This is a genomic window from Saccharomonospora cyanea NA-134 (assembly GCF_000244975.1).
In the GTDB taxonomy this organism is placed as follows: domain Bacteria; phylum Actinomycetota; class Actinomycetes; order Mycobacteriales; family Pseudonocardiaceae; genus Saccharomonospora; species Saccharomonospora cyanea.
On sequence record NZ_CM001440.1, the window covers coordinates 2,775,440 to 2,799,770 of the forward strand.

Annotated in this window: 19 protein-coding genes; 13 read left to right on the forward strand and 6 right to left on the reverse strand. The window is 69.3% G+C overall.

What is annotated here, in order from left to right:
* Window positions 1-133: 133 nt before the first annotated feature.
* The 12 genes from SACCYDRAFT_RS13130 (at window position 134) to SACCYDRAFT_RS26925 (ending at window position 14,914) form a co-directional block, all read left to right on the forward strand.
* Complete coding sequence (locus tag SACCYDRAFT_RS13130; protein ID WP_005456785.1) at window positions 134-2,764, forward strand: DUF2309 domain-containing protein; 2,631 nt, start codon at window positions 134-136, stop codon at window positions 2,762-2,764.
* A 91-nt stretch (window positions 2,765-2,855) separates the two neighbouring features.
* Window positions 2,856-3,455, forward strand: coding sequence for a hypothetical protein (locus SACCYDRAFT_RS13135; protein ID WP_005456790.1), 600 nt, complete (start codon window positions 2,856-2,858; stop codon window positions 3,453-3,455).
* Between the two features lie 46 nt (window positions 3,456-3,501).
* Window positions 3,502-4,947, forward strand: a complete 1,446-nt coding sequence (locus SACCYDRAFT_RS13140; RefSeq protein ID WP_005456797.1) for an NADP-dependent isocitrate dehydrogenase — start codon at window positions 3,502-3,504, stop codon at window positions 4,945-4,947.
* A 35-nt stretch (window positions 4,948-4,982) separates the two neighbouring features.
* The gene (gene ilvD, locus SACCYDRAFT_RS13145; protein WP_005456798.1) at window positions 4,983-6,665 is read left to right on the forward strand and encodes a dihydroxy-acid dehydratase; all 1,683 of its coding nucleotides are present in this window, start codon (window positions 4,983-4,985) and stop codon (window positions 6,663-6,665) included.
* A 239-nt stretch (window positions 6,666-6,904) separates the two neighbouring features.
* On the forward strand, window positions 6,905-7,690 hold the full coding sequence (gene fabI, locus SACCYDRAFT_RS13150) for an enoyl-ACP reductase FabI (protein ID WP_005456799.1): 786 nt from the start codon (window positions 6,905-6,907) through the stop codon (window positions 7,688-7,690).
* Window positions 7,691-7,787: 97 nt separating this feature from the next.
* Entirely contained in the window at window positions 7,788-8,468 is a 681-nt protein-coding gene (gene bioD, locus SACCYDRAFT_RS25450; RefSeq protein WP_005456800.1) for an ATP-dependent dethiobiotin synthetase BioD, read from the forward strand.
* Between the two features lie 96 nt (window positions 8,469-8,564).
* Window positions 8,565-9,416, forward strand: coding sequence for a phosphoadenosine phosphosulfate reductase domain-containing protein (locus tag SACCYDRAFT_RS25895; RefSeq protein ID WP_083844754.1), 852 nt, complete (start codon window positions 8,565-8,567; stop codon window positions 9,414-9,416).
* A gap of 362 nt (window positions 9,417-9,778) precedes the next feature.
* Complete coding sequence (locus tag SACCYDRAFT_RS13165; RefSeq protein ID WP_005456801.1) at window positions 9,779-10,162, forward strand: helix-turn-helix domain-containing protein; 384 nt, start codon at window positions 9,779-9,781, stop codon at window positions 10,160-10,162.
* A 1,426-nt stretch (window positions 10,163-11,588) separates the two neighbouring features.
* The gene (locus tag SACCYDRAFT_RS13170; RefSeq protein ID WP_005456804.1) at window positions 11,589-13,841 is read left to right on the forward strand and encodes a DUF4158 domain-containing protein; all 2,253 of its coding nucleotides are present in this window, start codon (window positions 11,589-11,591) and stop codon (window positions 13,839-13,841) included.
* On the forward strand, window positions 13,732-13,980 hold the full coding sequence (locus tag SACCYDRAFT_RS13175; protein WP_232283662.1) for a helix-turn-helix domain-containing protein: 249 nt from the start codon (window positions 13,732-13,734) through the stop codon (window positions 13,978-13,980). The genes SACCYDRAFT_RS13170 and SACCYDRAFT_RS13175 overlap by 110 nt, the downstream gene beginning before the upstream one ends.
* A 17-nt stretch (window positions 13,981-13,997) precedes the next feature.
* Window positions 13,998-14,726 carry an IS3 family transposase gene (locus SACCYDRAFT_RS13180; protein WP_232283663.1) on the forward strand — a complete coding sequence of 243 codons (729 nt, stop codon included), beginning with the start codon at window positions 13,998-14,000 and terminating at the stop codon, window positions 14,724-14,726.
* A 20-nt stretch (window positions 14,727-14,746) separates the two neighbouring features.
* The gene (locus SACCYDRAFT_RS26925) at window positions 14,747-14,914 is read left to right on the forward strand and encodes a hypothetical protein (RefSeq protein ID WP_232283664.1); all 168 of its coding nucleotides are present in this window, start codon (window positions 14,747-14,749) and stop codon (window positions 14,912-14,914) included.
* Here the strand turns inward: SACCYDRAFT_RS26925 and SACCYDRAFT_RS26380 are convergent.
* The 6 genes from SACCYDRAFT_RS26380 to SACCYDRAFT_RS13210 all read right to left on the reverse strand — a co-directional run bounded on the left by SACCYDRAFT_RS26380 (window position 14,869) and on the right by SACCYDRAFT_RS13210 (window position 21,628).
* Window positions 14,869-15,576 carry a uracil-DNA glycosylase gene (locus SACCYDRAFT_RS26380; RefSeq protein WP_005456805.1) on the reverse strand — a complete coding sequence of 236 codons (708 nt, stop codon included), beginning with the start codon at window positions 15,574-15,576 and terminating at the stop codon, window positions 14,869-14,871. The two genes, SACCYDRAFT_RS26925 and SACCYDRAFT_RS26380, sit on opposite strands and share 46 nt — an antisense overlap.
* Before the next feature lie 41 nt (window positions 15,577-15,617).
* The gene (locus SACCYDRAFT_RS25460; RefSeq protein ID WP_005456806.1) at window positions 15,618-16,133 is read right to left on the reverse strand and encodes a hypothetical protein; all 516 of its coding nucleotides are present in this window, start codon (window positions 16,131-16,133) and stop codon (window positions 15,618-15,620) included.
* Between the two features lie 118 nt (window positions 16,134-16,251).
* Entirely contained in the window at window positions 16,252-17,085 is an 834-nt protein-coding gene (locus SACCYDRAFT_RS13195) for a phosphoenolpyruvate hydrolase family protein (RefSeq protein WP_005456807.1), read from the reverse strand.
* Window positions 17,086-17,102: 17 nt separating this feature from the next.
* A complete protein-coding gene (locus SACCYDRAFT_RS13200; protein WP_005456808.1) occupies window positions 17,103-18,311 on the reverse strand; it encodes a Tm-1-like ATP-binding domain-containing protein in 1,209 nt (402 codons plus the stop codon).
* 157 nt (window positions 18,312-18,468) lie between these two features.
* The gene (locus SACCYDRAFT_RS13205; RefSeq protein ID WP_198284922.1) at window positions 18,469-19,851 is read right to left on the reverse strand and encodes a glycoside hydrolase family 28 protein; all 1,383 of its coding nucleotides are present in this window, start codon (window positions 19,849-19,851) and stop codon (window positions 18,469-18,471) included.
* A 103-nt stretch (window positions 19,852-19,954) separates the two neighbouring features.
* Window positions 19,955-21,628, reverse strand: a complete 1,674-nt coding sequence (locus SACCYDRAFT_RS13210) for a glycoside hydrolase family 28 protein (protein ID WP_005456810.1) — start codon at window positions 21,626-21,628, stop codon at window positions 19,955-19,957.
* A gap of 349 nt (window positions 21,629-21,977) precedes the next feature.
* Here SACCYDRAFT_RS13210 and SACCYDRAFT_RS13215 point away from each other — a divergent pair, with 349 nt between their 5' ends.
* Entirely contained in the window at window positions 21,978-24,197 is a 2,220-nt protein-coding gene (locus tag SACCYDRAFT_RS13215) for a hypothetical protein (RefSeq protein ID WP_005456811.1), read from the forward strand.
* The last annotated feature ends 134 nt before the right edge of the window (window positions 24,198-24,331 follow it).

A 24,331-nucleotide genomic window follows, 5' to 3' on the forward strand; every position in this document is an offset into this window, starting at 1 on the left:
GCATCCCGCGCAAGCGGGTCGCCGCCATGACAGGTGAGTCACCGGCTGTCCCGCACGCGTGGCTTCCCCTGTTCTCCACGGTCGCACGTTCCGCCACTTGTCGCGTCGTGCTCGCGCAGGAGGGTTCACACTCATGACCACCGGCCCCGCCACCAACCTCGCCCCCGATGCCGTCTCTGACGTCGCCACACAGCAGGCGGCAGTGCGCGCCGAGATCGCCGACGCGGCCGGATTCCTGGCTCCGACCTGGCCATTGGCGGACTTCATCGCGGTCAACCCGTTGTCCGGCCTGCTGGACCGCCCGTTCGCCGACGCGGCCACCACCGCCGCGGATCTGCTCGGAGCACGAGTCACCCCAGACGAGACCTGGCTACGTGCCGCCTGGCAGCGCGGCCGGATCACCGACGACGACCTGCGCGCCGCGCTGGCCCGCCGCCACCCCACGGCGCTACAGCGGGGCCCGCTCACTCTCGGCAACCGCGCCTACGACCCGGTCGACCTGCTGGTGGCCGATCTGCACCAGGGCATCGCGTGTCCACCGCCGCGCCGTCAGGCACGCACCGCGGCCGAAGCACTGGCCCCGGAGGTGGCCGCCCTGCTCAACACCCACACGATCCAGTGGTGCGCGGCCTACCTGGACGAAGGCCAGTCCACCTGGCGGATGCCGGGTCGTGACCGCGGCTTCTACTCGGCGTGGCGGGCGCTGGCCGCCCATGACGGAACCTTGCCGCGGCCGGTGCGGGCGCGGCTGCGGCACCTGCCCGAACGCGCCGAGCACACCATCCTGGACGCGCTGGCCGCGCTCGGTGTCCCGGACGACCAGCGGACCCGCTACCTGCAGGCCCACCTGGCCTGCTTGCCCGGCTTCGCCGCCCACGTCCGGTGGCGCGGCGAGCGGCCCGACAGCGGCATCGACCTCGTCGACTACCTCGCGTTGCGGTTGGCCGTCGAAGCCGCCGCGCTCGCCGGCTCCCACGCTCCCGGCACAGCGTGGTCCTGGGCCTCCGCGAGCCGGTTCGACACCCGGCAGGCCACCGTCGACCCGCACGACCGGGCCTACCACCTGTTGGGAGCGCTGGAAGTCACCGACACCGATGCCGCCCAACGGAGCGAGCTGGTGGAGCTGCTCGACCAGCTGCCGATCCAGCAGCGGGCGCTGGTCTGGCTGGACGCCTACGAGGACCACTACCGGAGCCGGCTGCTGCTGCGCATCCTCGGCCGGCCCCAGCCCGAACTGCCCGAAGCCCCACCGCGGGCGCAGGTGGTGTGCTGCATCGATCCCCGCTCCGAAGGACTGCGCCGCCACCTGGAGGTCCTCGGCAGCTACCAGACCCTGGGCTTCGCCGGTTTCTTCGCCGTCGCCATGCGCTACCGCGACCTCGCCGGGGGTGCCGCTCGCACCCAGTGTCCCGGCCCGATCACGCCTCGCCACACCCTCACCGAGCACCCCGCCCCTGGTCGGCGGCGCGCGGCCGAGCGGTCACTGGCCGGCCGCAGGGTGCTCGCCGCCGCCGAGCACTCCCTGCACGCCGCCAAGGACGACCTGCTGGCGCCGTTCGCCCTCGCCGAAGCCGCCGGCTGGCTGGCCGGGCCGCTGGCCGCGGCCAAGACCTTCACTCCCCGTGCCGCCGGCGCCACAGGCGCGTGGTGGGCCCGCCGCATCACGCCCGAGCCGCAGACCGAGATCTCCATCGCCGAGGCGCTCACCCCCGAGGAGCGTGCCGCGACCGCCGAAACCATCCTGACGTTGATGGGCCTGACCCGCGGGTTCGCGCGGCTGGTCGTGTTCTGCGGGCACCGCGCCCACACCGACAACAACCCCTACCAGGCCGCGCTGGACTGCGGCGCCTGCGGGGGACATCCCGGAGGTCCCAACGCCCGCACGGCCGCCGCCCTGCTCAACGATCCGCAGGTCCGCCTTCACCTGGCCGACCGCGGCATCACCGTTCCCGACGACACCTGGTTCGTCCCGGCCGAACACGACACCACCACCGACACCGTACGCCTGCTGGACACCCACCTCCTGCCCGCCACCCACCGCCGCGACGCTGACAGGCTCACCGCCGACCTCCGCACGGCCGGCACCCGGCTGGCCGCCGAACGCTGCGCCATCCTGCCGGGCGCACCCACCCGGCCCCGCCCGCGGCACGCGGCGCGCCACACCCGCGCCCGGGCCCGTGACTGGGCCCAGGTCTTCCCGGAATGGGGTCTCGCCGACAACGCCGCCTTCCTCATCGCGCCCCGCGCCCTCACCCGCGGCATCGACCTGCACAGCCGCGTGTTCCTCCACGACTACGATCCCGACCTCGACCCGACCGGCACCGTCCTGGAAACAATCCTCACCGCGCCGCTCGTCGTCGCACACTGGATCAACAGCCAGTACTACTTCGCCACCGTCGACCCGCAGTCCTTCGGCGCCGGCAGCAAAACCCTGCACAACGTCACCGGTGGGGGCCTGGGCGTCATGACCGGCCACACCAGTGACCTCCAGCCCGGCCTGCCCTGGCAGTCCCTCACCGACGGCCACCACGCCCGACATGAACCGCAACGCCTGCTCGCCATCGTGCAGGCACCCCTGCCCAGGCTGGACACCCTCATCGCCCGCCACACAATGCTGCACCACATGTTCAGCCACGACTGGATTGGACTCGCCGCACGGGAACAGCCCGACGACCCGTGGCACCGCTACACCCCCACCGGGTGGCAGCCCTGGCACCCCAGCACCGACACGCCAGCACCGACATCCCGGCAGGCGCTCCCGTGACCGCTCCACACCACCCGATGGCGGCGTCCCACCCGGAACGACCTGTCCTAACTCCCCACGTAACAGAGCCGCTTGGAAAGAGAGGTACCCGATGAGCGCGCTTCTACTGATCTCAAGTGTGGACCACGCCGAGGTCGCCGTCGAGCAGGCGAGCGACTACCTGGTCCACCACCGGCGCTACGGCGGCGATCCAGCTCAGCGGGACGCCCTGCTCGGGATTTGGATCCGCCGCGAGCTTGACGCGGACCTGCCCACGTTGTTCCCGTGCGGCGAGCATGTGCAGACCTGCGGATGCGCCGTCGGGGACCCCACGGAAGGGCGCCCGCCAGCAGTGCCGGTGGGGATCCGGACCTCCTCCTCGGTGTCCGGGCTGTGGTCGCTGTGCTGGCTGGACGGTTCCGCCCTGCGCGAGGCACACAACCCCCACCAGCGACGGCGCCTGATCCTCGATGTCCTGGTGCAAGGCGCGGCGCCCGCAGCGAGCCTGCCGGGAGCGTTCTTTCCGGTCTTCGCGCACACCGACTCCCGCGACACCGTCCACGCCACCCTGACCGAACTCGGCAGCCGCTACCCGCGCCTGGTCGCGACCCACTGGTACATCGATGACCCAGAGCAGGGCATCAGTGGACCGTGCGGCACGACCAGCGCCGGATGCCGGCTCGCACGCGGCACCGCCACGACTCGCCCCTAGCCCATCCAGCGTCCCGTCCCGTCACGTCCTCGGTCTCAGGAGCAGCATGACCACGCATTCCACATCCGCACCGATCACCGTCGCCCACGGAGACGGAATCGGTCCGGAAATCATGGAAGCCACCCTTTCGGTGCTCAACGCCGCAGGCGCGGCCCTTGACATCGACACGATCACCATCGGAGAGTCGGTCTATCAGGCTGGCAACCCCGCCGGCGTCACTCCCGAGGCGCTCGAGTCGATCCGCCGCACGGGTGTGTTCCTCAAGGCGCCCATCACCACCCCGCAAGGCGGAGGGTTCAAGAGCCTCAACGTCACCGTGCGCAAGACGTTCGGTCTCTATGCCAACGTCCGGCCATGCGTCGCCTACGCACCGTTCGTCGCCACCAAGCACCCTGGCATGGACGTCGTCATCGTTCGGGAGAACGAAGAGGACCTCTACGCCGGCATCGAGCACCGCCAGACCGACGAGGTCGTGCAGTGCCTCAAGCTCATCTCCCGGCAGGGATGCGAGCGGGTAATTCGCTACGCCTTCGAGTACGCCACAGCCTATCGGCGAACCAAGGTGACAGCGTTCACCAAGGACAACATCATGAAGATGACCGACGGCCTGTTCCACCGGGTGTTCGACGAGGTCGCCGCCGACTACCCCGATATCCAGGCAGAGCATTGGATCGTCGACATCGGTGCGGCCAAGCTCGCCGACACCCCCGAGGCGTTCGACGTCGTCGTCCTGCCGAACCTCTACGGCGACATCCTCTCCGACGTCGCCGCCCAGATCGCCGGATCTGTCGGCCTCGCCGGAAGCGCGAACATCGGCGAGCGAGTCGCCATGTTCGAAGCCATCCACGGATCCGCCCCCCGGCGAGCCGGCCAAGACGTTGCGAATCCTTCAGGGCTGCTGCTGGCCGCGGTACAGATGCTGGTCCACATCGGACAAGCCGACGTCGCGAGCCGAGTCCACAACGCCTGGCTGCGGACCATCGAAGACGGCATCCACACCTACGACATCTACGAGCCCGATACCAGCACCTCCAAGGTCGGCACCACGGCGTTCGCGGCATCGGTCATCGACCGTCTCGGCCAAGAACCCACCCGGCTGCCGGCAACGCACTACGCCCAGCACAGGCCGATCACCGTCAAGCTCGCGGGCCGATCCGCTGCCGCCAAGACCCAGCTCGGCGTCGACGTGTTCGTCCACAGCCCAGACACCACCCCAGACGAACTCGCCGCCAAGCTTCGTCCGTTCGCCGCACCCCTGCACCTTGACATGATCTCCAACCGGGGACAGAAGGTCTGGCCAGGCGGCGCGCCCGAGACCCTGCTCACCGACCACTGGCGATGCCGCTTCCTCGACCCGCGCGGGACCACCACCGCCGCCGAGGTCGTCGCCCTCCAGGCCCGCATGGTCGAGCACGGCATCGAACCGATCAAGACCGAAGGACTCTACGCCTTCGACGGCGAACCCGCATTCACCCGAGGCCAGGGCCAATGAAGGGCCGAGCTGACCAAGCGAAGCCGGGAGAAGACATGGACCCGCGTCACCGTAGCCGAATCGTCACCGACGGCGTCACCCGAGCACCGGCCCGGGCGATGCTGCGGGCAGTCGGGTTCGCCGACGAGGACTTCACCCGGCCGCAGATCGGTGTGGCCGCGGCCGCCAACGACCTCACACCCTGCAACATCGCCCTGGACCGCCTGGCAGGCGCGACGGCCGACGGGGTCAGGAAGGCGGGCGGGGTGGCGATGCGGTTCTCGACCATCGCCATGTCCGATGGGATCGCCATGGGGCACCGCGGCATGCGCGCGTCCCTTCCCAGCCGGGACCTCATCGCAGACTCGGTCGAGTGTGTCATGGAGGCCGAACAACTCGACGCGATGGTCACCATCGCCGGCTGCGACAAGAGCCTTCCCGGGATGCTCATGGCCGCCGCACGCCTCAACGTACCCACGGCGTTCTTGTACGGCGGCTCCTCCCTCCCCGGGAGCTGGCAGGGTCGGCCGGTGACGATCCAGGACGTGTTCGAGGCCGTCGGCGCGCAGGCAAGCGGCCTGCTCAGCACCGACGACCTCGACGAGCTGGAGCGCGCCGCGTGCCCAGGAGCCGGATCGTGCGCCGGCATGTACACCGCCAACACGATCGCCGCCGAAGCCGAAGCCCTCGGTATCGCACTGCCCGGCTCGGCATCCGCCCCCGCCATCGACCCCACACGCCCCGGCATCGCCCACGACACCGGAGCGGCCGCCGTCGCCGCCCTGCGCGCCGGGATCCGCCCACGCGACATCCTCACCCGCGAAGCCTTCGAGAACGCCATCACCGTGGTCATGGCCCTGGGCGGGTCGACCAACGCCGCGCTGCACCTACCCGCCATCGCCCACGAAGCCGGCGTCCGCCTGACCCTCGACGACTTCGACCGGATCAGCCGACACACCCCCCACATCGCCGATCTCCGTCCCGGTGGGCGCCACGTCATGGCCGACCTGCACCAGGTCGGTGGCGTGCCCGCAGTGCTCGCCGCGCTGCTGGACGCCGGACTGCTCCACGGCGACTGCCTGACCGTGACCGGAGCCACCCTGGCCGAGAACCTCGCCGAACTCGCAGCCCCGAAACCCGACGGTACGGTCCTCCGAACGCCAGATGACCCGCTCCGCCCCGACGGCGGCCTGGCCATCCTCCGCGGGGCACTCGCCCCCAGCGGCGCGGTGGTCAAGATGGCCGGCCTGACCGTCGACCGCTTCCACGGCACAGCCCGGGTCTTCGACAACGAAGACGCCGCCATGGGCTACGTCTCAGGCGGTCGCCTCACCGCAGGCGAGGTGATCGTGATCCGGTACGAAGGCCCACGCGGCGGACCGGGAATGCCGGAGATGCTCGCCGTCACCGCCGCTGTCCGCGGCACCGGCCTGGGTGACCAGGTGGCGCTGGTCACTGACGGCCGCTTCTCCGGCGCCACCACCGGCCTCTGCGTCGGCCACGTCGCCCCCGAGGCCGCTGCCGGCGGGCCGCTGGCGCTGGTCGCCGACGGCGACCCGATCATGATCGACATCCCGGCACGCACCATCGATCTCGACGTCAACCCTGCCGAACTCGAACGACGCCGTCACCGCTGGCACCCACCCCCTGCCCCGACCGGCAACGGCTTCCTAGCCAAGTACAGCCGCCTCGTCGGCTGCGCCTCGCAGGGGGCGCTCGTCGGCGCCACCCCACGATGAGCAGCCCCACCCGACGCAAACACCATCATGTCACGCGAGCGATCCGGCTTTTCTCCCATCGCCGTGCCGGCGGCACGGCCTGCGGGGCGCATCGGCGGTGCCGCCAGCGCCGACCGCCCTGTCGAAGGAATCACCGCCACGACCGGACCCTGCATCCGCCGGGCCATCGACGTCCACCAAGCGGTCACGACCCACGCCTGCCGGGCCGCACACACCAACCCCCGCGAAGGAGCCGCACTGTGTTGGACGGCAAGCACATCCTGGTGACCGGGGTCGTCACCACCGACAGCATCGCCTTCGCCGTCGCCCGCCGCGCCCAACAACTCGGCGCCGAGGTGCTGCTCACCGGGCTCCCCCGCGATCTCGATCGGGCCCGTGCGGCGGCAGCGCAGCTCACCGGCGACATCGACGTCATCCCCTTCGACGCCACTGCCTCCCACGACACCGCCCGGCTCACCGCAACGATCGCTGAGCGGTGGGAGAGACTCGACGGCGCCCTGCACGCCATCGCCTTCGCACCCGCCGACGCCCTGGAAGGCCCCCTACTCAACGCCCGCCCCGAAGGGATCGGACTGGCGTTCCAGACCAGCACCGTATCCCTCGCCGCGCTCGCCGCGGCGGTGAACCGGCTCGCCCCACCCTCCGGCGCCAGCCTGGTCGGGCTCGACTTCGACGCCAGCGCCGCGTGGCCGGTCTACAACTGGATGGGCGTCTGCAAAGCCGGACTGGAGTCGCTCAACCGGTACCTCGCACGCGACCTCGGGCCTGCCGGAATCCGGGTCAACCTCGTCGCGGCCGGGCCGATCCATACCCGGGCGGCCACCGGCATCCCCGGCTTCGAAGCCCTGCTCGACGCCTGGGCAACCCGTTCGCCCTTGCGGTGGGACCCAGCCGACTCGACCCCGGTGGCCGACGCCGTCTGCTTCCTGTTCTCCGACCTCGCCCGCGCTATCACCGGCGAGATCCTCCACGTCGACGGCGGCTACCACGCCATGGCCGCGCCCCTGCGCCAACAGGGATCATGATGGGCCACGAGGACATCCAACACCTCCACACTGATCAGGGCAGGTGCCCTGGCGCAGACTGGGCAAGATCTCGGCTGGTTGACCCGGTGGGCGCTCCATGACCCGACCTAGCCGACTCATCCTGGTCACCGGCACCGGCACCGAGGTCGGCAAGACCTGGGTGACCGCCGCCTTGTCGCGACGATTGCGAGCATTTGGCATCGAGGTCGCGGCCCGCAAACCGGCGCAGTCGTTCACACCCGGTGATACCGCGACCGACGCCGCCGTGCTCGGCGAGGCAACTGACACGCCCGCCGACACGGTGTGCCCGCCACACCGGTGGTACCCGGTACCCCTCGCGCCACCGATGGCCGCCGACACCCTACAACTGGCTCCGATCCTGCTCGACGACCTCGTCGCCGAACTCGACTGGCCCTCAGACGTCGCCATCGGCTTCGTCGAGGGCGCAGGCGGGCTGTGCTCACCAATCGCCCATGACGGCGACACCCTCTCACTGGCGCAGCGGGTGAGACCGGACCTCGTGCTACTGGTCACCGAGCCTGTCCTAGGAGTTGTGTCCCAGGTGCGCCTCGCCGCGCGAGCCCTCACCGGACACGAGGTGCTAGTCGTCCTGAACCGATACGACCCCAGCGACGAGGTGCACCGGCGTAGCCGCGACTGGCTGACAGCCATCGACGCGCTCGCCGTACTCACCAACCACGACCTCGCCGACACCGTTGATTCCGACGCGGCCTGGCGCGCCATCAGCGGCGAGCCCCCCTCGGCACGCAATCCCTGACCACGCCCCTCGGTCACTGACCCGCTTACCCACGTCCTGGACCCGAGCGGTTGGTCAGACCGGGTCAGTTTCACCCGGCAGCGACAGTCACCATGAGTGATCGCGAGAGGTGAGAACTCGACGCGGAACGGTATTGCTCTGCGCCAGCAGGCTCGCCTGAGTCGTGGCGAGGCTGCCAGCAGCGGCCGGCGCACTGTCGACACCTGGCTTCCGATCCACGACTGGACCGAAACCCAGGTATGGCAACGCATCCATGCGTCAGGTGTGCCGTACCACCCGGCCTACGACCAGGGCATGACCCGCCTGTCGTGCTCCCTCTGTGTGCTCGCCAGCCGCGCGGATCTGGTTCGCGCCGCACAACTACGCCCGGAACTGGCCGCCGAGTACGCGGAGCTGGAAGCCGAGATCGGGCACCGGTTCCGCAACGACCTGTCCATGGCCGAGATCATCACCGCCGCCGAGCAAGCCGCAACCGCGGGACACACCGAGGAGACAGCCACGATCGAGCTCGGCCAGGGCCAACTGTGGTGGCCGAGGTTCGAACGCCAGTCCGACCGCTACGGCACCGTGTTCCTGCTCACCGGTCCGGATGCCGAGGACTACGTCTCGTTCGAGAACGCACCCGTCGGCCAACCGGGACGACTCGTCGCCATCGTGGTCGAGACACGTCGCTCCGAGCACTGTGGCGACATAGCGCGGTCCCTGGCACCCGTCACGCCGACGGTCGGCGAGGAGATCACGCTCGGCGCCGGCACGTTGTTCACCGACACCGATGCCGATCTCGGCATACCCACCGCCGTCGGCCTCGCGCCGGACGACAACCGGGACGCCGACTGGCTCGACCCACGCGCCTTGTACCGCTGCCACAACCAAACCGTGCGGCTCGAACTCCGCATCAGCAGCCACACCAACAAGCGCGCACACGACACCAGGCCACGCGCAGCCTGAGAGCCGTCGCTGGCGCGGCGAACAAAGTCACAAAGGCCGTCCCTGCTCAATCGCCACACGAACCCCACCGCACACGCCGAGTGCGGGAAGAAGGAGAACGTACGTGACCAGGCTGATCGAGTCCGGCTATGACGGGCAGTTCGTCACTGACCAGGTCGGTCATTCCCACGCGGCGACCACGGCGATCTACACGGCGGTCAGCAGCGACTTCAAGAACCTAAAGGTCCGCGAGCACCTGGACGCGGTGCCGAGGAAGCCGTGCTGCAACGCGCCTTCGCGATGGCCGAGACGGAGGCGGAGATGGACGACGACTTCAGCGATCACACGTCAGGTGAGCCTGCTGGCCGCCGGAGGAGGGTGCGATGAACGCGGTGTCCCGGCAAGGACCGGACGAGCAGAACGACGACGTGCAGGTCCGGCAGCCGCGCTACGAGTGGCGGCTGCGTGAGCTGATGGCGGTCCGCAAGAACTGGTACACCACCACGAAGCTGATCCCGGAGTTGCGCAAGTACGGCTTCGAGTTCGACCGCAGCTCGATCTACCGGCTCGTCAGCACCGAACGTCCGCCGAAGATGCCGATCGAGTTGATCCTGGCCTTGTGCAAGATCCTCGACTGCCGCTTCGAGGACCTGGCGGTGGAGGTCGAGCCGCAATCGGCCACCGAGGAGCCGGCTCGCCGGGGTCCGCGGCCGGCCGTGCCGGACATGCCGTTGTTGTCCGCGGACTTCTTCGACGCCGAGAGCTGACCGGACACCGGGTCACGCACGTGGGGAAAGGGCGAGGTGTCTGCGCCAGCTGTGGATGCGACCGATCTCTGGTCGCTAGCGGGCTGTGCCATACCTGCTACCACGCCCGCCGGGACAAGGAGAGCTGTGTCGGGTGTGGCCGTCTGACCGTTCCGATTGGACGTACGGCGGAGGGGGCGTGGTGCCAGAACTGCAACGGAAAGCGCCGGGCCGAACCGTGCTCGCTGTGCGGTCGGTCGGGGCGGGTGCCCGCGCGGCGCTACGGGCAGCCGGTGTGTTCGCGGTGTTGGCAGCGCGAGCGGCGCGTCCCGCTGCCCTGCTCGGTATGCGGGCGGACGATGAAGGCCACGAAGAACAGCCCGCAGGGCCGGGTCTGCTACACCTGCCACCGCAAGACCGTTCCCCGCGAGCCCTGCTGGATGTGCGGCAAGGTCGTGCTGGCCGCCGCCCACACCGAGGAAGGAGCGTGGTGCGAACGATGCCGCCGGACGCATCTGGCCGAGCCCTGCTCACGATGCGGCCAGACGGCGCCGGTCACCGTCCGCGACGACGAGAAACGGCCGGTGTGCCGGCGGTGTTGGCAGCGCGGGCATCAACGGCCGCTGCGCCGGTGCATCGACTGCGGCGAGGACAAGCCTGCGGCTCGGCTCATCGAGGACGGGCCACTGTGCGAGAAGTGCGACAACCGGCGTGCGCCGGAGGTGCTGTGCCCGCGCTGCGGGAAGACCCGCAAGGTCGGGATTCTGAGCACGGGGGTTTGCCGGGCCTGCGCCCAGCAAGCTGGGCCACGCCAGCCGTGCCACAACTGCGGCCGGACCAGGTTGGTGGCCTACCGCGACGCCGACGGCGAACCGTGGTGCGACGGCTGCCGCCGCCAGACGCTGGCCGAACCGTGCTCGGGCTGCGGCGTCCACAAGGTGGTGTGCGCGCGTGACCATAATGGACCGTGGTGCAAAGCGTGCTGGGAAGTGGTGCGGCCCGGTCCGCCGTGTACCGACTGCGGGCAACGACCGTCGATGTCCGTGCCAGCTACGGACGGTGTGGCCAGGTGCGTGCCGTGCTACCTGGCCGCCCAGGTCCCCTGCACCCGATGCGGAACCACCGCCCGCGCCGAACGACATTGGCCGGAGGGCCCGGTCTGCCTGTCCTGTGTGGACGCGGTACGGCTCACACACGAGCACTGCCACTGCTGCGGCCAACTAGCCGCGGTGTTCCGCCGCGAGCCCGCCGGGCCGTTGTGCCCGGACTGCGCGGGCGTCACCTTCTCCTAGGGGGACCGCCGGGATACGGGAGAAACCTGCCAAGTGGTCGGGTAGTGCCTGGTAGAGGGCGCTAGAGATCGTTAGAGAGCCCGTGTGACGTGGGTGCGGCGGGTGTTGGTTAGGGTGCGCTGGGTTACGTCCGCTGGCTGGGCCTGGGGTGCTGGGTGGCTTCGATCGATCGGACCGCCTATCCGCGGTTCAAGCGGGTGGTGTCGGTCCGTGAGCTGGCGGAGGCGTTCACGCCGGTCGCCGGCGAGATTGAGTGGGCTCGGGGGCGGAGTCAGGGCGAGCCGAACTTCCTGGCGTTGGTGGTGCTGCTGAAGTGCTACCAGCGGCTGGGGCATTTCCCGAAGCTGGCTGACGTGCCGGTGGTGGTGATCAACCATGTCCGGGCCGCGCTGGGCCTGGCCGAGGACGTCCTGGCGGTGCACGAGTCGGATCGGACGTTGTGTCGCCACCGTGACTACGTCCGTGACCGACTGAATGTGGTCTACAAGCCCGCCGAGGCACGCGCGATCGCCGAGAAAGCGATCCGCAAGGCGGTCACCACGAAGGACAACCCGGCCGACCTGATCAACGTCGCGCTGGAGGAGCTGGTCCGGGCACGGCGCGAGCTGCCGGGGTTCACCACGCTGGACAAGATGGTCTCCGCGATCCGCACCGAGACGAACACCGCGTTGTTCGGGCTGGTCGCGACCCGGCTGGACGCGGCGGACCGGCGGCGGCTCGCGCGGCTGCTGTGGCTGGACCCGACATCGCGGCGCAGCGAGTTTGACCGGCTGAAGACGCCGGCGAAGGCGGCGTCGGTGGGAAAGTTCAAGCTTCGCCTGGCCCACCTGCAAGCGCTGGACGAGCTCGGCGCGACCGAGCAGTGGCTCGACGGCATCCCGGCGACGAAGATCGCGCATTTCGCCGGGGAGGCGCGGGTGACCGACGTCGGCGACATGCGGGATATCGGCGAGGCGAAGCGGTGGACGTTGCTGGCGAGTTTGATCCACGAGTGCCGGACCACGGCTCGGGACGAGGTCGCGACGATGTTCTGCAAGCGGATGGCCGTGCTCCACAAGAAGGGCAGGGAGCGGCTGGTCGAGCTGCACGAACAGCACCGAGCCGAGTCCGAGCGGCTGCTGGACGTGTTCGGCGACGTCCTGGCTGGCGCCCGGGAAGCCACCGCAGTGACCGAAGACGGCACGGTCTCGCCGGAGGCCGCGGCCGCGGTGGCCGAGCGAGTCGGGCGTCTGCTGCTGAAGACGCTGACGGATGCGGGTGGGGTGGAGCAGCTGTCGGCGGCGCACGAGGCGGTGTCGGCGCACCACGGCAACAATTATCTGCCGCTGCTGGAGCAGTTCTACAAGAGTCACCGCTCGGCACTGTTCACCCTGCTCGACACGCTGGAACTGGAGGCGACCAGCGCGGATCACAGCGTGGCCGACGCGGTGGAGTTCCTGCGCGCGATCCGGGGCCGCACCGGCGAGTACGTCCCGGAAAAGGTCACCGTCGGGCACGGGCCGGACGCGGTGACGGTGGCGATCGACATCGACTTCGTCACCGAGGCGTGGCGCAAGATCCTGGTGGTGAAGGACCAGCCGGGCAAGCTGGTGCGCCGCCACCTGGAGGTGTGCGTGTTCTCCTACCTCGCCTCCGAGCTGCGCTCCGGGGACATCGCCGTGGTCGGCGCCAACTCCTACGCCAACCTGCACGCGCAGCTGATGTCCTGGGACGAGTGCGTCCCGCTGGCCGAGCAGTTCTGCGGCCAGGCCGGGATCCCCTCGGACCCGAAGGAGCTCACGGCGCACTACCGGGCGGCGCTGGGCGACATCGCCGCGGTGGTGGACGCCGGGTTCCCGCACAACACCGACCTGTCCTTCGCCGACGGCCGCCCGGTCCTGCGCCGCCGCAAGGGCGCCGACCGGCGCCCGTCCGCGCTGGCGCTGGAGGAGTCGATCCACCAGCGGCTGCCCGAACGCGGCCTGCTGGACATCCTGGCCCGCACCGCACACCTGGTCGGCTGGCCCCGACACTTCGGGCCGGCATCAGGATCGGACCCGAAGATCCGCGACGCGATGGCCCGCTACGTCCTAACCGTGTTCGCCAACGGCACGCTGCTCGGCCCCGCGCAGGTCGCCCGGCACATGCGGGATCAGGTGTCGGCGCATGAGCTGTCGATCGCGGCGAACTGTCGCGCGTCAGACTTTGTGGCTCAGGGGTTATGTAGGTTCCTGAGCAGGAGGTATGACGATGAGCCGTCCCCCGGTGTTCCCGGTGGAGGACAAGATCCGGATCGTGCTGAGCGTGCTGTCCGGGGAGATGACGATCGCCGAGGCCGCTCGGCGGAACAAGGTCTCGGAGCAGTCGGTGTCGCGGTGGAAGGCCCAGTTCCTCGAGGGCGGCCGGGCCGGGGTTGCCGAGGGCGGTAAGGCCGGTCCCTCGAGTCGTGAGGAGCAGTTGCAGGCCCAGATCGACGAGTTGACCACGGCACTGGGCGAGGCGCATGTCGAGCTGCGGGTGTGGAAGCGCTCCGCGGAGCGGCTGGCCCCTTCGAGGACCTCGAGGTGATTCGCCAAGACGCGGCGATGCCGGTCTCGAGGTTCACGGCCTTGATCGGCATCCCGCGCCGCACCTATACCCGCTGGATCAGCAAACAGCGCGCCGGGAACCCGCCGAAGGGCCCATGGCCGGCACCGGCGGTCGAGGCGTTCGAGCCGGTCGTGGAGAAGTATGCCCAGGCCTGGCCGGCGTGGGGACACCGCAAGATCCACGCATTGATGCGCGCCGATGGACACGAGGTGTCCGTTTCGACCGTGGAGCGGGCGATGCGGCGGCGGAATCTGTTGCAGTCCACGAAATATCAGGCTGAACGACGAGAGCTAGCCAAGGCCCGTAAGGCTGCGTTCGCCGAGCCGCCTACGGGGCCGAATCAGGTGTGGCAGCTGGATTTCTCTGAGTTCGAGACCACCCGTGGTGGGATCTGGCGGATCGCCGGGTGCGCGGACTACTACTCGAAGTACGAGTTCGGCTGGCACCTCGCGACCACCTGCAACGCCGCCGATGCCGAGCTCGCCGTCCGGATCGCGATCGCCGAGGCCGAGCGGCTGGCCGGTGGCGTGCCGTTGGCCGAGCAGCTCACCAACCCCGAGACCGGGCACATCAAGCGGATCAAGGTGGTCACCGACAACGGTGGCGCCTTCAAAGGCAGCAGGTTCGCCGCGTTCATCGCCTCTCGCCCCGAGCTGCTCCACATCCGCACTCGGCGTCGCTCACCCGGCCAGAACGGCGTGCGGAACGGGCATTCGGATCGCTGAAGTACGAGCACCTCTACCGGATGGAGATCGACGACGGGCAGACCCTCGCCGCCGAGGCCGAGCGCTACCGGCACGTGTTCAACCACATCCGCCCCCACGAGGCACTCGGCATGCAACGACCGATCGAGATCCACCAGCAAGATCAACAAGCACAACTTTCATCCAAGAAAACTGAGCCAGATTCTTGACGCGGGACAGCGGCGACTTCAGTCACCACCGCTGCTAGGCGTTTCGTGTTCGCCGTCTTTCCCAGCCCACCGTTCATGCCTCTGTTGGAGGGGTGGACCGTGTTCAGTACGCGAACGTCGGGCGTGGTGGTCTGCGCGGTCACCCGATGCCAGCTGTCTTCGGCTACCCGGCCCATCAGCACCACGACGCGCAAGTGGGGCAGCGTGGTGAGCAGCTCAATGGTCCAGAGCGCCGCCTCGTTCTTCTCGGCGGCGGAGGGTTGCTTGCCCGTGATGGGGAACGGCACGGCGTTCCAGTGCAGGCACCGTCGGCGTTCCAGCCCGGCATCCTTGTAGGCCAGCCACAGGCGCTGAGCGGTCGGGTCGTCGTTGTCGATCGACAGCAGGCCGGAGCCGTTACCGCGGGCATGGTCGAGGTCTGTCGCCGGTCCGGGATCGCTGAGCAAGAAAAGCGCACGGGCGTGGATACCGCCGCCGTCGGGGTCCGGGTACGGCACCTCGGCACGCCCGGCTGGCAAGCCACGCGCGATGGCGATGCGGTCGGCCAACTCGACCAGCGGAGCGACGTGCGGCTCCCCCGCCTGAAGCCGAGCATGCTTCGCTTTCACCACCACCCGGCTGGCGTTCGCCCTTGGGCCCGCTTCACATCTCGGCTGGTCCATGGACGCTGATCGTAGTTTGCCTGCCTGCGTGCGGTGAGGGCTCAGCCGCCGGGCAGGGGGTGTGGGTAGCGTTTGAGGACTGCGGGTGGTGCGGGTGGGGCGGGCCAGGCGATGAGGTAGTAGCGGTCGAGGCCGTCGATGCCGTCGGGGCTGATGGTGTCGAACCCGGTGTAGTAGGCCCGGAGGCGGTAGTCGCCGGGCGGCAGTTGGATCCGGGGGGACTTCTCGGTGATGTTGAAGGTGGCGATGACGAGGGTGCCGCTGTCGACGTGCAGGCTGGCCTCGGCGATGTGGTCCCAGGCTTCGGGGTCGTGGGTGGGTTCGGTGGTGCGGGCTTCGAAGATCACGGGGACGGTCATGCGGTGGGCGGTGCCGATGCCGATGCCGCCGGCTTCGGCGGCGATGAGGTTGTCGATGAGGAGGTCGGTGAAGTCGTCGCTGGGGTCGAAGTCGAGGGTTTCGTCGTGGATGTTGAAGCTGTTGTAGTCGGCGAAGATCTCGAGTTCGGCGTAGGCGAGCCGGCGGTAGTCGCCCGTGGATCCGAAGGGTGTGGGCATCAGGGTGACGTGGGCTCCATCGGGTAGGCCGTGCACCGTTGGGCCCCGGGCCCGCGGGAACACCGGGTTCCGCCCGCCGGCTTCCTCTCCGGTGTCGGCATCGAGCGGCGCTCGCGGCCTACGTCGCCGTGGCGTGGCGTAGCGCCTTGAACCGGCGCATGTTCTCGGTCATGGCGTGCTCGGTGGGCAGGCGTTCCACACTGGACGCCCCGAAGAAGCCGACGACCCCGCGCGTGCGCCGCAGTACGTAGGCGGCGTCGTCCGGTGTGGCGATCGGCCCGCCGTGACAGAGCACGAGGACGTTCGGGTCGACGGCCGCCGCGGCGTCGCGCATCGCCTGCACGCGCGACACCGCCTCGTCGATGTCCACGGCTGTCCGCGCGCCGATCGTGCCGGAGGTCGTCAGCCCCACGTGGGCGACGAGGATGTCCGCACCGGCGGCGGCCATCTTCTCCGCCTCCTCGGGGGTGAAGGCGTACGGCGCGGTGAGCAGGTCGAGGTCCCGCGCCTGCCGGATCATCTCCACCTCCAGGTCGTAACTCATTCCGGTCTCCTCGAGGTTGGCCCGGAAGATCCCGTCGATCAGGCCCACAGTGGGAAAGTTCTGGACTCCGGCGAACCCGAGGCGCTGGATTTCGGGCAGGAAGACGTCCATCCGCCGGAAGGGGTCGGTGCCGCAGACACCGGCCAGTACCGGAGTGTCACGCACGATCGGCAGTACCTCACGCGCCATGTCCAGCACGATGGCGTTGGCGTCACCGTAGGGCAGGAGACCCGCGAGCGAGCCCCGTCCCGCCATCCGGTAGCGCCCGGAGTTGTAGATGATCAGGAGATCCGCGCCCCCGGCCGCGGCGCATTTCGCCGACAACCCGGTTCCCGCTCCCGCACCGATGATCGCGCCACCGCGCTCGGCGACGCCACGAAGTCCGGACAGCACGTCCCTGCGGTTCATCGACCGTTCTCCCGTCCTCACTCGGTGTCCGCCGCTTCGAGGTATTCCACCATGGCTCCGGCGAACGCGGGATCGTTGATGTGGGTGTCGAGTTCGACCAGATCGACCACAGCGGTGTCGGCAGTCTCCCGCACAGCCGAGAACAGCGCCGTGTCCGCCTCGGGGTCATGGAAGACCCCATCCTCGACCGAGATCGCCGACACACCTCGCAACGGCACGAAGATGGCGGCGGGCCCCGTGGCGGCGTTGAGCTTCTCGGCCAGTGTGCGGCCGAGCTGGGCGCATTCCTCCGGTGTCGTGCGCATGAGGGTGACATGTTGGTTGTGCCGGTACAGCAAGCGGTCGCGGAAGTGGGGCGGGACCGTGTCGATCGGTCCGAAGTTGACCATGTCGAGTGCGCCCAGGGAGACCACCTGCGGTATGCCGAGCCGACCCGCGGTCTCCAGCCGCCCCGGTCCGCTGCTCATGATGCCGCCCACCAGCTCGTCGGCCAGCTCGGTGGTGGTGATGTCGAGGACTCCGTGGACCGTCCCGTCCCCCACCAACCCCTCCAGAGCGGTGCCTCCGGTTCCGGTGGCGTGGAACACCAGGACCTCGTAACCGTCGGCCTCCAGCCGTTGCCGGGCGGCCGTGACACACGGCGTGGTCACGCCGAACATCGTCGCGCCGACGACGGGACGCCGTGGTGCCACCGGGACGGGGGCACGCACCATGCCCGCGATCGCCGCTGCCGCGTTGCCGAGAATCCGCGCGGTGAGCCGGTTGATCCCGGCGATGTCGGCAACCGAGTACATCATCGTGAGGTCCTGCGACCCGACGTAGGGGCGCGTGTCCCCGGACGCGACGGTGGACACGATCAACTTGGGCACCCCCACCGGCAGGGCACGCATGGCGTGGGCAGCGAGCGCGGTGCCGCCCGACCCTCCCAGCGCCACCACACCGTCCAGGTCCCCGGCTTCCCACAGCCGGGCGAGCGTCTTCCTCGCACCGGCGGCCATCGCCGTCACCGCGGTCCCGCGATCGCCTGCGGCACGCAGCTCCGGAAGCGACGCGCCCGCGGCGGCGGCCACCGCGGGCGCGTCGATGTCGACCCCGGCGACGTCGGTGCCGTGGACGCCGCAGTCGACGAGTACTGTTCCGATCCCGGCTTCCCGCAGTCTGTCCCGCACGAATCGGTACTCGGCGCCTTTGGTGTCCAACGTTCCCAGCAGTACGACCGTCGGCATCGACACCCCTCGGTGACATCGACCTCGTCGTTACGGTGCTCAGTCTCCCGCGCCCGGCGTCTGCCGACATCGGCCGATCGTGTCGCAGTGGCGCTCGCGGGGGGGGGGGGCGCTTCTCGGTGTGGTGAGGGCGCGGGTCCGGTGACTTTCGAGGCGATCAGCCTGCCGTCGGTTCCGCGTCGTCCATCCGCTGGCCCCCGATCCACACGTTGTGCAGGTGGACGTTCTCGGTGTGTTTCAGCTCGAGCGGTATCCTGGCCTGGTCCACCCACATCCGGCGCACGGTGACATCCCGCACCGGCGACGACGGCACCCCGACGGCAGTGATCGCCGCGTCGCTCACGATGCCCGCCCGCACGTTCTCCACGACGAAATCGCGGAAGGCGGGAGGATGGTTCCCACCCTGGTATCCGGAGTAGTCGGTCTGGAACCGCAGCACCTTCTCCGCCGTACCGACGGTGATGTCGCGAATACGGACTCGCTCCACCACACCGCCGCGGTCGAGGTTCGCCTTGATGTAGAGGGCGGAACCGATGGTGTCCATGGTGTTCCTCTCGACGAACACGGTGTTCACACCACCCGACATCTCACTGCCGATCGCGAACCCGCCCTCGGTGCCGCTCATCCTGTTTCCGCGGACGACGATGTTCTCGCTGGGCCTGCCGACCCTCCGGCCGTCCTCGTCCCGCCCCGACTTCACCACGACGCAGTCGTCACCGATCCCCTGGAAGTCGTTGTTCTCCACCAGGACGTCGCTGCTGGAGTCGATGGCGACACCGTCGTTGTTGGGACGGTGGGTCTTCACCGTCACGTCGCGCACGGTGATGTCATCGCTGTAGATGAAGTGATTGACCCACATCGGTGCGTCGACGATGGTCACGCCCTCCACGAGCACGTCGCTGGACTCGTAGAACTGCAACATGCTCGGCCGGAGGTAGTGCCCCTCGCCGAAGACCCGCTCCTCGACCGGAACGCCCTCCTTGCCCATCCGGCGCAACGCCTGCTGGTCCTCGCCCTGCAACTCGCGCCAGGCCGCGAACCCGTCCTCGGCGTTGCCGTCGATCAGCCCGCCACCGGTGACGGCGACGTCGTGGACGCGGTGCGCGTGCAGCAGGGGTGAGTAGCCGAACATCTCCGTTCCTTCCCAGCGGCTGGGCACCACGGGCAGGTAGTCGGCGGGATCCTCGCTGAACCGCAGCGTGGCTCCGCTGCTGACGTGCAGGTCGACGTGGCTGCGTAACCGGATCGGACCCGCACTGAACCAGGTTCCCGGCGGGAGCACCACGCGGCCACCACCCGCCCGCTCCATGTCCGCCAGAGCTGCCTCGATCGCGGGACGCGCATCGGTACTGCCGTCTCCGACGGCACCGTAGTCGGTCACGTCGACGGTGCGTGCGGGGATGTCGGGCTCGTCGATGGAGCGCACGATCTCCGCGGCATGGTGCCAGTCGGTACTCGGTGTGCTCGCCGGCGCGGCGACCGCGGACCCGGCGGAGCCGGCCAGCGACAGGGCCAGAACGAGAGGCAGGACGCGTGGCATCCGCATCACCTTCCACAGGGAGAAACGACGATCGGGTGACTGTTCGAGTGCGGTGGTCGTACGCGCGGCCCGGCACCACGCCCCGCCGCGCACGAGGTCAGGCTCATGAGCTCACCGGCTGCCGGGCAGCCTCCCGCAGCTCGCCACGCTCGGCGGGGGTGATGGCACCCTGGTGGACCAGCTGCGCGGTCACCCGGTTCACATGGGCGCGGTAGAAGTCCTGGGAACGCCAGCCCCCGTCGTCGGCGATGAGATCCGACAGGCACCGGCCCTCGTCGAGGGCGCGGTCGGTGACGCCGGTGAGGACGTATCCGCTCCAGACCCGGCCGTCGCAGACGTGCCCGGTGTCGTGACTCTCGCCGTTGATCGTCACGTTCCTCATCCGCAGCCCCTGCACGTTCTCCAGTAGCTGCGGGTGCTCCACCCCGGTGAAGACGGAGTCGGTGACGGTGACGTTGCTGACCGGGGAACGCTCGTACCCGCGCAGGTACAGCGCGTACTCCCCGTTGTCGCTGCGGAGGTCCTCGATGTGGATGTTGCGCACGATCGGTGTGTGGGGGCCGCTGTCCGCCTCCTCGTAGAAGAAGTTGACCCGGATGACCTCGTCACCGATCTCGACGACCGTGTTGTGGCGGAAATAGACGTTCTCCACGATCCCGCCGCGCACCGAGTTCGTCTTGATGCGGAGCGCGCGGTGAAGATTCGGGCTGTCCATGACGTTGTGCTGGGCGAAGACGTTGCGCACCGAGCCGGACATCTCGCTGCCCATGACCACGCCGCCGTGACCGTCCTGCATGTGGTTGTTCTCGATCAGGATGTTCTCGCTCGGCACACCGATCCTGCGGCCGTCGGCGTTGCGGCCGGACTTGATGGCGATGCAGTCGTCCCCGTTGTCGAACCGCGAGTTCTTGATCACCACGTCCCGGCTGGACTCGGGGTTCACCCCGTCGTTGTTGGGTCCTTCGGGACTGTCGAGCACGACCCCGTCGACGGTGATGTTGTGCGACAACACCGGGTGGATCATCCACATCGGAGAGTTCTTCAACGTGACGCCCTGCACCAGGATGTTCCGGCTGTCGTAGAACTGGACGAAGTTGGGCCGCAGGTGGTGGCCCGCGCCGAACCGCCGTTGCTCGACGGGCACGCCCTGCTCCCCCATCCGGAACAACGTCTCCCGGTCCTCGGCCTGCGTGGAGCCGCTCCAGTTCCACCAGTGCTTCTCGTCGGCCTGCCCGTCGAGGACACCCGACCCCGTGATGGCGACGTTCTCGACCCCCCTGGCATAGATGAACGGCGAGTAGTTGTACAGCTCGACGCCCTCCCAGCGGGTGTACACGGCGGGAAGGTAGTGGTCCGGGTTCTGGCTGAACCGCACCACCGCGCCACTGCCGACGTGCAACTCGACGTTGCTGCGCAGGTGGATCGCACCGGTCAGGAACTCGCCTGCCGGGATGACGACGCGGCCTCCACCCGCCGCGCTGACTTCCTCGATCGCGTCCCGGAACGCCGCCGTGCTCAGGTGTTCCCCGGTGGGGTCCGCACCGAAGTCCGTGATCGACACTTCGAAGTCGGGGAAGTCCGGCGGGACGACACGGTCCCGGATCTCTGCGGCGAGGTCCCATCCCATGGGCACGCGGCCCGGCTCATTCCCCGGTTGCCCGGCTCCGGTGGTGGGATCGGGGATCGTGGAGCCCGCGGCGGGCACAGCGGGCACGGCGGGCACCGCCAACGCCACCGACAGGATCAGACAAGCCAGGGCCTTCCCGAACATCCGCATGCGGCAACCTCCTCGTCGAGGTGAAAGCGGTTTCTCCACGGTCACGCTCGGTTTCTCCCCGGCAGGCGAGACGAGGTGACGGTGGGAGTGAGTCGGAACGGTCCGTACACACCAGGAGAAACCGGTTTCGGGCTCATCGAGTGAAGTACGCGACGGCGACCGCTGTCAAGACCGCGCCCGGCTCCGATGGCCGAACACGGTCAGACGGGCTCCACCGGGGTTGTCGCCGAGACCCGAACTCTGTACTGTGACGGCACTCACAGTGGAATGAAACGTTTCAGCGATTCGGTGGCACGCCCTCCCGGCTTCGGAGCACAGGGGACATACCCGTCCGAGGAAGGAATCGTTCGTGACCGACCAGCAGCACTCTCGCAGAACCGTCATCAAGGGCATCGCGGCAGCGACCTCCGCGACGCTGATGTCCCGGATCCTCGAAGCGGAGGCAGCCGCGGCCGCACCCGGCACCGACCGTCCTGGCGCCCGTGTCGATCGCGCCGCTGTCGTGGCACGCCACCGGGTGGTGCGCCACGACAGCGATCCCGAACTGCCGACCCAGGTCGGCAACGGCCGGTTCGCCTTCGGCGCCGACGTGACCGGGCTGCAGACCTTCGTGCCCTTCAACACGCTCTCCGACTGGGGCTGGCACGTCGACGCCCTGCCACCGGGCAAGAGGATCTCGGACTACCGGGGCACGATCTGGGACACCTACGGCCGGGACGTGTACTACTGGACCGATGACGACGCCGAGCCGGAACTGCACAACTGGCTACGCGAGAACCCGCACCGGGTGAACCTCGGCCGGATCGGTCTGCGACTGCTCAGGGAGGACGGGAGCGAGGCCGTCGAGAGTGACCTCACGGACGTCGTCCAGGAACTCGATCCCTGGACAGGACTTCTGCGCAGCAGGTTCCGGCTCGAGGGCCACGCGATCACGGTCCTCACCGCCTGCCACCCGGGGCAGGACGTCGTGGCCGCGCGTGTGGAATCCGACCTCGTGGGGCTCGGTCGGTTGGCGGTGTTCCTGGACTTCCCGTACGCCACGACAGCGGGCCGCAGCAAGTTCGAGGCGCCGTACGTCGGACTGTGGGACCGCCCCGAACTCCATTCCACCGCCCTGAGTCGCCGCGGCCGCACGGCGGTGGTCACGCACACGATGGACGCCACCCGCTACCGGGTCGGCCTCGCGCTCTCACCCGGTGCCGAGATAGTCCGGTGCGATCCGGGACGGCACCGATACGAGGTCACCGGCCGTGGGAACCGGTTGGACGTGGCCGCGCTCTTCGCTCCCGCCGCTCCCGACCGGGTGCCGACCGCCGCCGAGGTCGTGCACCAGAGCGCGGCGTGGTGGCCGCGGTACTGGCGCAGCGGCGGGGCGATCGATCTTTCGGCGAGTACCGATCCACGCTGGCGGGAGCTCGAACGCAGGGTCGTCCTCAGCCAGTACCACCTGGCCGTCAACGACGCCGGCAACGACCCCGCGCAGGAGTCCGGTCTGGTCAACAACGGCTGGTACGGCAAGTTCCACATGGAGATGTACTGGTGGCACGCCTTCCAGTACGCGCTCTGGAACCGCTGGCCGCTGCTGAACCGAAGCGTCGACGTCTACGAACGGTTGCTCCCCACCGCTCGGCGGCTGGCGCGGTCCCAGGGGTTTCACGGTGCTCGGTGGCCGAAGATGACGACGACACACGGCGACGCGATCGGCCGCGAGTCACCGGGGACACCGACCTGCCTGCTGATCTGGCAACAGCCGCATCCCGTCTTCCTCGCCGAACTCGATCACCAGGCGCACCCGGGGCGGCGCACCCTGCTGAAGTGGCGCGAGGTGGTCCACGACACCGCGGAGTTCATGGCCTCGTTCGCCCACCGTGAGGAGAGCGGACGGTTCGTCATCGGACCTCCGATCATGTGCTGCAACGAGCGCAACCCGCCCGCCGAGACGTTGAACCCCGCCTTCGAGCTGTCCTACTGGCGCTTCGGACTGCGCATCGCCCAGCGGTGGCGGGAGCGTCTGGGACTGCGCCGTGACCCCCGCTGGGACGAGGTGCTCGACGGCCTCGCGCCACTGCCGGTGGAGGACGGTGTCTACGTGCTCTACGAGGGTGTGCAGAACATGTGGACCGAGCACAACACCAACCACCCCGACCCCGTCGCACCGTTCGGCATGCTGCCCGGCGACGGCGTCGACGTGGGGATCATGCGGGCGACGACGCGCAAGGTCCGCGAGACCTGGCCGGTCAGCAACCTCTACAGTTGGGACTTCCCGCTGCTGGCGATGAACGCCGCCCGCCTCGGCGATCCCGGCACCGCGGTGGACTACCTGCTGCACGAACGGTTCGGGTTCACCGACACGGGTCTGCCCGCGAGCGGCAAAAGTGGCGTGCCCTCGCCGTACTTCCCGGCGGCCGGTGGCCTGCTCTACGCCGTCGCGATGATGTGCGCGGGATGGGGGGACTCGCCCGAAGGACCTCAGGGCGTCAGGGGCCGCCCCGGACCGGCGGGGTCGGCCCCTGGTTTCCCGGACGAGGGCTGGGTGGTCCGCTGGGAGGGCCTCGCTCCCGCGCTCTGAGGCTCTGATTCGCGGGCGGTCGGCACCGGAGTCGCGGCGGAACGGCGACTGGTCCCGACCACGGCAGGTGCCGGGGCTCGGGGGCGAGTCCGTCGAGGTGCCCCGCGGCGTCGACCCTCGCAGAAGCTCCTGCC